General features: G+C 71.9%; 14 protein-coding genes. 5 read left to right on the top strand and 9 right to left on the bottom strand.

Annotated features, from left to right (window positions below; all coding sequences use genetic code 11):
* The first annotated feature begins 94 nt into the window (after positions 1 to 94).
* Positions 95 to 1,327, top strand: coding sequence for an MFS transporter (locus tag KBX53_RS10690; protein ID WP_210858905.1), 1,233 nt, complete (start codon positions 95 to 97; stop codon positions 1,325 to 1,327).
* Positions 1,328 to 1,332: 5 nt separating this feature from the next.
* Here KBX53_RS10690 and KBX53_RS10685 read toward each other — a convergent pair whose 3' ends face one another.
* Together KBX53_RS10685 and KBX53_RS10680 are read right to left on the bottom strand one after the other, a co-directional pair.
* Entirely contained in the window at positions 1,333 to 1,524 is a 192-nt protein-coding gene (locus KBX53_RS10685; protein ID WP_130401096.1) for a DUF397 domain-containing protein, read from the bottom strand.
* Complete coding sequence (locus KBX53_RS10680) at positions 1,515 to 2,108, bottom strand: DUF5753 domain-containing protein (protein WP_309140750.1); 594 nt, start codon at positions 2,106 to 2,108, stop codon at positions 1,515 to 1,517. The genes KBX53_RS10685 and KBX53_RS10680 overlap by 10 nt, the downstream gene beginning before the upstream one ends.
* A 57-nt stretch (positions 2,109 to 2,165) precedes the next feature.
* On the opposite strand from KBX53_RS10680, the gene KBX53_RS10675 reads away from it, so the two are divergent.
* Positions 2,166 to 2,366 (top strand): hypothetical protein, encoded by a 201-nt coding sequence (locus KBX53_RS10675; protein WP_210858913.1) that lies wholly within the window; start codon positions 2,166 to 2,168, stop codon positions 2,364 to 2,366.
* Here the strand turns inward: KBX53_RS10675 and KBX53_RS10670 are convergent.
* The 4 genes from KBX53_RS10670 to KBX53_RS10655 form a co-directional block, all read right to left on the bottom strand.
* Positions 2,363 to 2,935: a GNAT family N-acetyltransferase gene (locus tag KBX53_RS10670; RefSeq protein WP_210858903.1), complete on the bottom strand. Its 573-nt coding sequence runs from the start codon at positions 2,933 to 2,935 to the stop codon at positions 2,363 to 2,365. The genes KBX53_RS10675 and KBX53_RS10670 overlap by 4 nt on opposite strands.
* Before the next feature lie 99 nt (positions 2,936 to 3,034).
* On the bottom strand, positions 3,035 to 3,721 hold the full coding sequence (locus tag KBX53_RS10665) for a Type 1 glutamine amidotransferase-like domain-containing protein (RefSeq protein WP_210858909.1): 687 nt from the start codon (positions 3,719 to 3,721) through the stop codon (positions 3,035 to 3,037).
* A gap of 204 nt (positions 3,722 to 3,925) precedes the next feature.
* Positions 3,926 to 4,432 (bottom strand): DUF664 domain-containing protein, encoded by a 507-nt coding sequence (locus KBX53_RS10660; RefSeq protein WP_030327644.1) that lies wholly within the window; start codon positions 4,430 to 4,432, stop codon positions 3,926 to 3,928.
* Positions 4,429 to 5,460 (bottom strand): aldo/keto reductase, encoded by a 1,032-nt coding sequence (locus KBX53_RS10655; protein WP_210858901.1) that lies wholly within the window; start codon positions 5,458 to 5,460, stop codon positions 4,429 to 4,431. Before KBX53_RS10655 ends, KBX53_RS10660 begins: the two co-directional genes overlap by 4 nt.
* Positions 5,461 to 5,582: 122 nt before the next feature.
* On the opposite strand from KBX53_RS10655, the gene KBX53_RS10650 reads away from it, so the two are divergent.
* A complete protein-coding gene (locus KBX53_RS10650) occupies positions 5,583 to 7,139 on the top strand; it encodes a glycosyltransferase family 39 protein (protein WP_309140749.1) in 1,557 nt (518 codons plus the stop codon).
* 43 nt (positions 7,140 to 7,182) lie between these two features.
* Here the strand turns inward: KBX53_RS10650 and KBX53_RS10645 are convergent, their stop codons facing one another.
* Positions 7,183 to 7,665: an Rrf2 family transcriptional regulator gene (locus tag KBX53_RS10645; RefSeq protein WP_210858899.1), complete on the bottom strand. Its 483-nt coding sequence runs from the start codon at positions 7,663 to 7,665 to the stop codon at positions 7,183 to 7,185.
* A gap of 134 nt (positions 7,666 to 7,799) precedes the next feature.
* Between KBX53_RS10645 and KBX53_RS10640 the strand changes: the two genes are divergently transcribed.
* Complete coding sequence (locus tag KBX53_RS10640; RefSeq protein ID WP_210858897.1) at positions 7,800 to 8,540, top strand: SDR family oxidoreductase; 741 nt, start codon at positions 7,800 to 7,802, stop codon at positions 8,538 to 8,540.
* Positions 8,541 to 8,674: 134 nt separating this feature from the next.
* Complete coding sequence (locus KBX53_RS10635) at positions 8,675 to 9,148, top strand: GNAT family N-acetyltransferase (protein ID WP_210858895.1); 474 nt, start codon at positions 8,675 to 8,677, stop codon at positions 9,146 to 9,148.
* 8 nt (positions 9,149 to 9,156) lie between these two features.
* Here KBX53_RS10635 and KBX53_RS10630 read toward each other — a convergent pair whose 3' ends face one another.
* Both KBX53_RS10630 and KBX53_RS10625 read right to left on the bottom strand, forming a co-directional pair.
* Positions 9,157 to 9,726 carry a GNAT family N-acetyltransferase gene (locus KBX53_RS10630; RefSeq protein WP_210858893.1) on the bottom strand — a complete coding sequence of 190 codons (570 nt, stop codon included), beginning with the start codon at positions 9,724 to 9,726 and terminating at the stop codon, positions 9,157 to 9,159.
* Positions 9,726 to 10,499, bottom strand: a 774-nt coding sequence (locus KBX53_RS10625; RefSeq protein ID WP_210858892.1) for an MFS transporter, incomplete at its 5' end; no start/stop codon positions are given. The genes KBX53_RS10630 and KBX53_RS10625, both read right to left, overlap by 1 nt.

Raw genomic sequence — 10,499 nt, 5'->3', positions numbered from 1 at the left:
CGACGGTGTCCGGGGTGGTGGTCACCGCGCCAGCTTACCTCAGCGACAAAATATTCGTTGCCGAAATATTCGATGTCGAACTATGCTCCGGGTCATGGCTCACCCCCTGCGCAACCACTCCTTCCGGCTGCTGTTCCTGGGTCGCAGCATCTCCGCCATCGGCGACGCGGTGGTGCCCGCCGCGCTGGCGCTGGCCGTGCTGCGCGCCACCGGCTCCACCGGCGCGCTGGCCGTCGTCCTCGCCGCCGCCGTTGTCCCCCGGCTGCTCCTGCTGCCGTTCGGTGGTGTCGTGGCCGACCGGTTCGACGCCCGCCGGGTCGCCCTGCTGGCCGACCTGGTCCGCTGCGCTGCCCAGATCGCGGTCGGCGTCGAGCTGCTCGGCGGCGACCCGTCGCTGAGCACCGTCGTGGTGGCGTCGGCGCTGGGCGGCGTCGCCTCGGCCTTCGCCATTCCGACAGCGTCTCCGCTGGTCGCCGGCACCGTCGAACCGGCCGACCGGCAGCGGGCCAATGCCCTGATGGGGATCACCGCCAACACCAGTCGCCTCGCCGGGCCGGCGCTGGCCGGCGCGCTGATCTGGGCCGCCGGGCCCGGCTGGGCGTTCATCCTCGACGGTGCGTCGTTCGCGCTCAGCGCCGCGCTGCTCGCGCTGGTGCGGGTCCGCCACGTGCCGGTGCCCCGCCGTTCCGTCCTCGCCGACCTGCGGCACGGCTTCGGCGAGGTACGCGCCCGCGACTGGTTCTGGACCAGCCTGCTCGGGCACGGCGTGTGGAACGGCGCCGCCGCCGTGCTGATGACCCTCGGCCCGGCCGTCGCCATCGACCGACTCGGCGGCGAGGCGACCTGGGTGCTGCTGTTGCAGGCCGGCGCGATCGGCATGCTCACCGGGTCGCTGCTGGCCGGGCGGGTCCGGCTGCACCGGCCGGTGCTGCTGGCCAACCTCGGCCTGGCCTGCTACGCCGCGCCGCTGTTCCTGCTCGCCGTCGCCGCGCCCGCCCCCGTGGTGATCGCCGCCTACGCGGTGGCGCTGACCGCCCTCGGTTACCTCAACCCGGTGTGGGAGACAGTCGTGCAGCACCACTTCCCGCCGGAGGTGCTGGCCCGGGTCACCTCGTACGACTGGCTGGTGTCGCTGGGCGCCATGCCGCTGGGCTACGCGCTGGCGCCGTTGGCCGCCGACGCGTTCGGCGCACCCGTCCCGCTGGCCGTCGCCGGCCTGCTGGTCCTCGCCTCCTGCGCGGGCACCGCGCTCGTCCCCGGCGTACGCCGCCTCACCTGGCCGGCGACCCCGCAACCGCAACCGGCCGAGCCCACCGGCGTGCGCTAGCGAGGTCAGCCGGCGTGGCGGGCCTGCGCGACGAAGCGCCGCCACGACTCGGGGCGGAACGCCAGCGTCGCGCCGTCGCGATCCTTCGTGTCCCGAACGAGCACCACACCCGGCAGGTTGTCGGCCACCTCGACACAGTTGCCGCCGTTGCCGCCGCTCCTCGTGCTCTTCCGCCACCGCGCGCCGGTCATGTCCATGCTGCTTCCGCTTCCCTGAGGAGTGCCAGGGAACGCCCGCGCGGCAGTGCCTCGCCGCGGATCCGCTCCCACCGTCGCTCCAGATTAACAAGGTCCGATGGCTGATCCAGGATCTGCGCCTGGGCCGCGCTGTCGACGTGGGCGACCCGGGAACCGTCCGGCATGTCCGCGATGGTGAACGGCCCGTCGAGCCCGGGATAGCTGGGCGCGTCCGCCGGAACGATGTGCAACTGCACGGTGCCCGCCTCGGCGTGCCCGAGCAGGCACGCGAGTTGCGCGGCCATCAGGGCGCGGTCGTCGCCGACACGTCGTCGGAGCACCCCCTCGTCCAGCACGGCCACCAGCAGAGGCCCGCCCTCTCCCGGTGCGAGGATCGCCTGCCGGGCGATGCGCGCCTCGGTGAACTCGTCGACCGCCTCCGCCGCCAGCATCCCGCCGGCCAGGGTCGCCCGCGCGTACGCCTCGGTCTGCAACAGCCCGGGCACCCACGCCAGCTCGAACGACCGCAGCGTCACCGCCTCACGTTCCAGGTCGACCCACGGCCGGAACCACACCGGCTCACGACGCCGGCCGGCGTCCGGCACACGTACGACGGTTGGCTCTGGCTCGACGCGTACCAACTGGACCCGAAGGGCGAGGCGGTGGCCCGACGTGAACTGTTCGTGCTGCGCGCGGGCGTACGGCGGCAAGCACCCGGCGAGGCGCGCGGCCCGCCCCCGCGCGGCGTCGGACCGCTGCGCGGGCCGTCTGATGCCCCAGCGCCGCGAGCACCTGCCGTCGCGGCCGTCGTGGCGCTGCCCGACCTGACCCCGCGTTTCGTCGGCTGGGCCGAGGCCCGTTAAGCCAGTCGTGCGTGCAGGTGCATGTCGTGCCAGCCGTCGGCGTGGCGCACCGACCCTCGGGCCACGCCCTCGACGGTGAACCCGGCCCGCCCAGCCACCCGGCAGGACGCCACGTTGCCGGTCGAGTGCTCCAACCCGAGCCGGTGAAACCCGCCCCGGGTGAAGGCCCATCGGGTCATGGCGAGCAGCGCCTCGGTGGCGAGCCCTCGACCGCGCGCGGCGGGCATCAGCCAGTACGACACCTGCGCCGACGCCTCGGTCAGCAGCACGTCGCGCAACCCCACCTGACCGACGGGCTGGTCGTCGGCGTCGACGAGCGCCCAACTGGCGGCGCTCTCGTCGCGCCAACGGCCGGCCCACTGCGCTGTCCACGACCGTGCCTCGTCGTCGCTGTCGAGACGACGCACGTGCCATCGCTGGATCACCGGACAGTCGAAGGCAGCCCGCACGGCCGGGGCGTCGTCGTCACGCCACGGCCGCAACGCCACCCCGGGGCGTACCGGAAGGTGGGGTTGCTCCTGGGCGGCGAGGCTGCCGGCGGGCAGCGCGGGTACGACGAGCAGCGGCATCCGCCCATTATCGAGCCGGCGGCCGCACGCTCCCGGCCGGGCCACCGGCGAGCGCGGCGACCACGTCGAGGGGCCGGTGCGGCTGAGGGGACAACCCGGTCAGGGGTTGATCAGTTTCCAGTCGCCTTCGGAGATGACGTCGACATTGCCATCGACCACCGTGATGGCGGTGTTGTCGTCGATGGCGTAGGTCGGGACCGGGATTCCGGACGCCCACTTCTGGATGGTGGACAGCTCGGTGTCCTCCATCTCCGGATGGTTGAGGTGGGGGTACAGGGTGAAGTCCACCAGCCCCAGCGCCCGGTCGGCGTCCTGCGCCCTGTCGCTGCCGTCAGGGACGAACGCGAGGTCGAACTCGGCGTCGCAGTTGTACGGGGTGACCGCGATGCTCCCGGCACTGACCCCCACATAGACCGTGTCAGTCAGCGACGGCAGCAGGTCCGCCAGGCCCGACTGGCGCAGCCAGTAGGTCAGGTACAGCACGTCGCCGCCCCAGACGAGGAGAGCGTCGGCCTCCCGGACCGCCGGGACCCAGTTCTCTTCTCGAATGGTCGGCAGCGCGGTGAGCTCCAGCAACCCCAGGGATTTCCAACCGAGCTGGCACAGCGGAATGTCGGCCCGACCGTGAATCGCCTTCCACGCCCTCTCAGCCCCGCCGGGGAATGGATAGACAGCGGTGGGAATGAACAGGGCCGTGGACTCGGCGATCGGCTTGCCCAACAGGTCGACGAGCGCGTCGGAGATGCTCGGGTTGCTGATGCCTCCCGACGTGAGAAGGAACTTCAACACATCCGCTCTCCTAAATCCATCGGATGACCGCGATCATGTTGCCCATGAGGGCCAGCGCCCCGGCTCGCCAACCCGAGCGACATCGCTGGATCATCCACCGGCGACCGTCCAACGTCAACGGCCTCCGCCCACCGCGCAGTTCGACTGGATCACCGCCGACTCAATTGAGCGAGGGAAACCGCGAACAGCGGCATCAGCCCATCACTCTCCGGTCGGGCCGCCGGCGAGTTCGGCGACCACATCGAGGTGGCCGAGGTGACGGGCGTACTCCTGCACCAGGTGGAACAGCACCCGCTCCAGCGACGCCGGGTCCGCGCCGTCCCACCGCGGGCCCGGCGCACCGATCTCGGCCAGGTCGTGTGCCGTCACCACGGCCGTGGTGTGCGCGCCCTGCGCCCGCAGCGCCGCCACCAGATCCGCGCGGGACTCGTCGGGGGCGACGTACCAACGGTCGTCGCGGCGGTCGCCCCACGGCTCGGCGACATCCCGACCCTGGAAGCCCCACTCGATCCAGCGCCGCTCCACGTGGCGCAGGTGGGTGAGCAGCTCCAGCGGGGTCCACCCGGACGGCAGCCGGCTGCGCCGCAGCTCCGGCTCAGCCAGCGCCGACACCCTGGCCACCATGGACTCGCGGAAGTAGTCCAGGTAGCGCAGGAAGACCTCGGCGCGGCTGCCGGCCGGGGCGGTGGGCTCGGGAAACGACGTCACGATCCGGCCGGCAGGTCGCGGGCGCGCTGGCGCACGCCTGCGGCGCCGTACGGGTAGTCGCCCACCGGTGGGGCGCTCGCCTCGTCCAGCAGCCGCATCTGCTCGGCGTCGAGGACCAGGTCGGCGGCGGTCAGGTTGTCGTCGAGCTGCGCGGTGGTACGCGCACCGAGGATCACCGAGGTCACCGCCGGTCGGGCAGCCAGCCAGGCCAGCGACACCGCCGACATGGACACCCCCAGGTCCCCGGCGATCTGACGGACCGCGTCGAGCACCCGCCAGGTGCGCTCCTCGGCGTTGCGACCCGCGTACGCCTCGACGCCGCGCTGCGGGTTCTCGCCGAGTCGCGTCGCGCCGGTGGGCGTGTTGTCGCGCTGGTACTTGCCGGTCAGCCAACCGCCACCCAGCGGTGACCACGGCAGGATGCCGATGCCCTCGTTCTCACAGACCGGCACCAACTCGAACTCGATCTCCCGGGCCAGCAGGTTGTACTGCGGCTGCAGGGTCACGATCGGGGTGAGGTGGAGGTGCTGGGTGAGTAGGGCGGCCTTCTGCAGCTGCCAGCCGGTGAAGTTGCTGACCCCCGCATAGCGGATCTTGCCAGCGCGCACCGCGTCGTCGAAGAACCGCAGCGTCTCCGGCAGCGGGGTCAGCGGGTCCCAGGCGTGCGCCTGGTACAGGTCGACGGCCTCGACGCCGAGGCGCCGCAGGCTGGCGTCCAGGGCGCGGGTGAGGTGCACCCGGGACAGGCCGGCGTCGTTCGTCCCCGGGCCCATCGGGAACCGCCCCTTGGTGGCGATCACCAGGCGGTCGCGCACGTCGGGTCGGCTGCGCAGCCAGCGCCCGATGATGTCCTCCGAGACACCGGTGGAGTAGACGTCGGCGGTGTCGATGAAGGTGCCGCCGGCCTCGACGAACCGGTCCAGTTGGGCGAAGCTGCCGGCCTCGTCGGTCTCCGCGCCGAAGGTCATCGTGCCCAGGCACAGTGTCGACACCACGGTGCCGGTGCTGCCCAGAGTGCGGTAGCGCATATCGTCCTTTCGGTCCGAGTGACAAAGCCGATCTTCGCACCCGGTTGGGCCACCTGCACATGGAGGCCGCCGGGCACCGGCGCGGGCACCCACGCGGGCACCTCGCCGGTCATCATGAGCGGGTGAGTGAGCCCGCGATCGGCATCGACCGGCCTCACCGGTCGGCCCAGTCACCACCACCGCCGGAGCGTCAGCCGGAGCCCGGCGCGCGCACCCGCGGCCCGTGGCTGGTGGCCGCCGCCACCAGCGCGACGCTGCTGCTGCTCGCCGGCCGCTACGGCTATCACCGTGACGAGCTGTACTTCCTGCTCGCCGGTCGACACCTCGACTGGGGCTACGTCGATCAGGGTCCGCTGGTCCCGGCGCTGGCCCGGCTGCTCGACACGATCGCGCCGGGCAACCTGGTGGTGCTGCGGACCCCGTCCGCGCTGCTGGCCGGCGGTGCGGTGCTGCTGATCGCCGCGATCGCCCGGGAGCTGGGCGCCGGTCGGGGCGCGCAGCTCGCCGCGGCGGTGCTCGCCGCGCTGTCCGGCATCGTGCTCGCCAGTGGTCACCTGCTCAGCACCACCACCGTCGACCTGCTGGTCTGGTTGCTCGCGGCGTGGTGTGCGGTGCGGTTGCTGCGTACCGGTGACAGCCGTTGGGCGCTGGGCATCGGGCTGGCGCTCGGTGTGGGCATGCTCAGCAAGCTGCTGCCGGCGCTGCTGGCGGTGGGCCTGATCGTCGGGGTGCTCATCGCCGGGCCGCGTCGGCTGCTGCGCGACAGGTGGGTGCTCGCCGCCGCCGGGGTCACCGTGCTGTTGGCCGCGCCGAACCTGATCTGGCAGGCGTCGCACGGCTTTCCACAGCTCGGCGTGGCAGCGTCCATCTCCGGCGGTGACAGCTCCTACAGTGGTCGGCTCGACGCGTTCACCCTCCAGTTCGTCATCATCAGCCCGTACGCGGTACCGATCTGGATCGCCGGCCTGGTCGCGCTGCTGCGCCGGCCGGCGTGGCGGGCCTACCGGGCGGTGGGCTGGGCGTGGTTGGTGGTGGTGGGCATCGTGCTGGTCGCCGGCGGCAAGGGCTACTACGACGCGCCGCTGTTGCTGGTTCTGACCGCCGCCGGTGCGGTGGTCACGGTCGCCTGGGCGTCGCGCGGGTCGCTCTGGTGGCGTCGAGGGCTGCTCGCGCTGGGTGTGGTGCCGTTCCTGCTGCCCAACATCGTGCTGCTGCTGCCGGTGCTGCCGGCCGACCGGTTGCCCGGTTTCGTGGTCGACGTCAACTACGACGCCGGTGAGACGATCGGCTGGCCCGCGTTCGCCGACTCCCTGGCCGCCGTCCACAACGGACTGCCGCCCGAGGAGCGTTCGCGGGCGGTCATCCTCACCGCCAACTACGGGGAGGCCGGTGCGGTGGCCCGGTACGGTCCGGACCGGGCCCTCCCCCGCGCGTACTCCGGGCACAACAGCATGGTCGACTTCGGTCGGCCGCCCGCCGACGCGGACGTGGTCATCGCCGTCGGCTGGGAGCGCCCCGACCAGCTGAGCACCTGGTTCGAGCGGTGCACGCTCGCCGGGCGGGTGGATCAGCGGGTCGAGGTGGACAACGACGAGAACGGCGGCCCGATCCACGTGTGCCGGGGGCTGCGGCGTCCGTGGGCGCAGATTTGGGACACCGAGGTACGCCACACCGGCTGAGCGCGGTCAGCCCGGGTCGGCCGGAGCCGCTGGTCAGCAGGGTTCAGCCGGTGCCGCTGGTCAGCCAGGCCTGGATGCCGACCAGGGCCTCCGGGCCGGAGGTGGCGTCGACGTCGCGGGCGAGGTCGGCGATGGTGACCGCGGCGAGCGCCTGCCGCCACGCGTCCTCGGCCGCCCACATCGCCCGGGCGACGGGGCACGGCGTGGTGCAGGCGTCGGCGGGGGCCGCGAAGGGGCCGCGCTGGCGGATCTCGGTGCAGACGAAGCTCGGGCCGGGACCGTCGACGGCCCGGACCACGTCGAGCACTGTGACGCTCTCCGGTGCGCGGGTCAGCACGTAGCCACCCGACTTGCCCTGCACGGAGTGGATCAGGCCGGCGCGGGCCAGAGCCTGGAGCTGCTTGGCGAGGTAGCTGCTGGAGACGTCGTGCAGTTCCGCCAGCTTGGCCGCCGGAACGGGCGTGTGGCTGGCGGTGAGCACCACGCAGCAGTGCAGCGCCCACTCGACCCCGCCGGACATCTTCATAACGTCACCCTAGTCACCCCGTTACTCGGACCCCGTGTGTCCGAGTATAGTTCCCGGACAGAAGAAGTCCGAGTATCGGCGAGGTTTCCGCAGCCGGACACCGGACCACACACGTCACTGGAAGGTGCATGGGCATGAAGATCGCCGTACTGGGCGGGACCGGTCTCATCGGGTCCCAGGTCGTCAAGATCCTGCAGGCCGCAGGGCACGAGGCGGTGCCGCTGTCGCCGTCCACCGGGGTGGACCTGCTCACCGGGCAGGGCCTGTCCGACGGGCTCGCCGGCGCCGAGGTCGTCGTCAACCTGACGAACTCACCGACCTTCGACGAGGCCTCACCCACCTTCTTCCGCACGACCATGGACAACCTGCTGGCCGCCGCCGCCCGCGCGGGCGTCGGCCACGCGGTGATCCTCTCCATCGTCGGCGTCGACCAGGTGCCCGACCTGGACTACTACCGCGCCAAGACCCTCCAGGAGGACATCCTCACGGCCGGTCCGATTCCGTACTCCATCGTCCGCGCCACGCAGTTCTTCGAGTTCGTCGACGCGATCCTGTCCTGGACGGCCGACGACACCACCGTCCGCCGACCCAGCACTCCGGTGCAGCCGATGGCCGCCGCCGACGTGGCCCAGGCCGTCGCCGAGGTCAGCATGGGCGCGCCGTTGCAGGGCATCCGCAACGTCGCCGGGCCCGACGTCTTCGCCCTCGACGAGCTGGGGCGGATCACCCTCGCCGCCCGCGACGACCAGCGCACCGTGACCACCGACGACAGCGCCGGCATGTTCGCCGCCGCGCCCGGCGACGTCCTGATCGCCAAGGGCGACGCCGTCATCGCGCCCACCGCCTACGGGGAGTGGCTCGCGCGCCGGGCCTGAGCAGGCACACCCCGCGTCTCGCGGCGGCAATCGACCGCCGCCGCGACGCGCGGGTACGGCGATACCGTGCTCTCGGCAGCATCCCCGAACCCCGGAGAGCCGACCCCATGAGCACGCACACATCGGATTCCCGCGTGACCGTCCGGAAGGCGGTCGCCGAGGACGCGCCGTTCGTCGACGAAGCCCTGACCGACGCGTTCGGCAGCACCATGATGGCGGTGCACGACGAGCTGGTGGACGCCACCGGTGACGCTGCCGCCGTAGCCGAGCGGTGCGGCAACCCTGTCGGGGTGATCACCTACCGCCACGACGGTGCCCAAACCTGGGAGATCCTCTCGCTCGCCGCCACCGAGCCGGGGATCGGTGCGGGCAGCGCCCTGCTCGACTGGCTGCGAGCCGAGGCGATCCGTCAACGCGTCACCCGGCTCTGGTTGGTGACCAGCAATGAAAATCTGGCGGCGTTGCGCTTCTATCAGCGGCGCGGCTTCGACCTGGTACGCGTCGAACGCGATGCCGTGACCCGGGCCCGGCGGCTCAAGCCCAGCATTCCGCTGGAGGACGACGGGATCCCCATCCGGCACGAACTGGTGCTCGAGTTGTGTCTCTGAGCAGGGCATCAGCTGACGCAAGGAGCGGCCCGCCACTCGTGCGCCAGGATCGCGAAGACGAGTTGGTCGGCCCACTCCCCCTTGAACAGGTAACTCTCGACGTGGCGGGCCTCCTGGCGCATGCCGAGTCGCGTCATCATCCGGGCCGACGCGGCGTTGCGGCCGTGGCACCTGCCGTAGACCCGGTGCAGCCCGAACTCGTCGAACCCCCAGGCCAGCACCGCGGCGGCGGCCTCCGTCGCCAACCCGCGACCGCCGTGGTCGGGGTGGAAGACGAACCCGATCTCGGCGGTACGGTCCACCTGGCTGCGCCACACCAACTCAACGATCCCGATCACCACCCCGGCGTCGGTGACCGCGGCCACCGTCAGGCAGTCACCCTCCGCGCGCCACGCGTCCTCGCCCGCCATGGCCAACACCGACGCCCGGGACTGTTCATGGGTACGCGGCTCCGCCCCGAGCATCCACCGCACCATGTCGGGCCGGCGCTGATACGCGTACACGTCGTCGAGGTCGTCGATCGTGACCGGGCGCAGCGTGAGGCGGGTGGTGCGGATCGGGTAGGTCGGCTGGAACATCACGCGATCGTAGAGATCCGCTCGGCGTGCTCGGGTGCCGGTCGTTCGGTGTCCGGGCGTCGGGGCAGCAGCAGCGGGCTCGCGAGGATCACCAGCCCGGCGACCGTGATCGCCGTGCGCGCGCTGGTGGCCTCGGCGAGCAGCCCACCGAGCGCGCTGAGAACGGCGATGGCCGCACCGCTGCCGATCGACCAGGCAGAGAGGGTGCGGACGACGCGCTCCTTCGGAGTCTGTTGAAGGCGGTAGGTGGCGAGCACCGGGTTGTACAGACTCATGCAGATGATGATCGCGAACTCGACGGCGATCACCGTGGCGAGACCGACCACGCCCGGCTGCACGACGGCGAGGCCGATCAGCCAGATCGCGCGCAGCGCTCCCACGGTGCGGATGATCCGGTGTTGGCCGTAGCGCGCCACCACCCGACGGGCCAGGCGTGACCCGATGAGTCCGCCCACACAGGGCACGGCGAACGCGAGACCGTACTGCCAGGGCGGAAAGCCCAACTCGCCGAGCAGCAGCACGGCCAGCAACGGCTCCGTGGCCATGATCAGTCCACTGACGAGCACCTGGTTGAGGTAGAGCGCCCGCAGACCGCTGTGGGTGAGCAGATGCCGCCAGCCGTCGAGCAGCTCGCCGGCCCGGACCCGGGCCGCTCCGGTGCGCCGAGGGTGATCCTCGTGGCCGCGAATGGCCGCGATGCCCAGCGCCGAGAGCAGATAGCTGAGCGCGTCCGCCACAATGGTGACCACCGGTCCGAACAGGCCGACCGCCGC

The sequence above is a fragment of the Micromonospora sp. M51 genome, assembly GCF_018070305.1.
GTDB lineage: Bacteria > Actinomycetota > Actinomycetes > Mycobacteriales > Micromonosporaceae > Micromonospora > Micromonospora parva.
The sequence above is the reverse complement of the archived record's forward strand: the minus strand, read 5'-3'. Positions and strand labels throughout refer to the sequence as shown.

Bases quoted from the DNA above. Each gene is read 5' to 3' on its own strand.
- KBX53_RS10645 (WP_210858899.1), bottom strand. From the start codon at position 7,665: ATGAAGATGTCCGGCGGGGTCGAGTGGGCGCTGCACTGCTGCGTGGTG.
- KBX53_RS10670 (WP_210858903.1), bottom strand. From the start codon at position 2,935: ATGCCGCTGCTCGTCGTACCCGCGCTGCCCGCCGGCAGCCTCGCCGCC.
- KBX53_RS10685 (WP_130401096.1), bottom strand. From the start codon at position 1,524: ATGGACATGACCGGCGCGCGGTGGCGGAAGAGCACGAGGAGCGGCGGC.
- KBX53_RS10655 (WP_210858901.1), bottom strand. From the start codon at position 5,460: ATGCGCTACCGCACTCTGGGCAGCACCGGCACCGTGGTGTCGACACTG.
- KBX53_RS10690 (WP_210858905.1), top strand. From the start codon at position 95: ATGGCTCACCCCCTGCGCAACCACTCCTTCCGGCTGCTGTTCCTGGGT.
- KBX53_RS10640 (WP_210858897.1), top strand. From the start codon at position 7,800: ATGAAGATCGCCGTACTGGGCGGGACCGGTCTCATCGGGTCCCAGGTC.
- KBX53_RS10630 (WP_210858893.1), bottom strand. From the start codon at position 9,726: ATGTTCCAGCCGACCTACCCGATCCGCACCACCCGCCTCACGCTGCGC.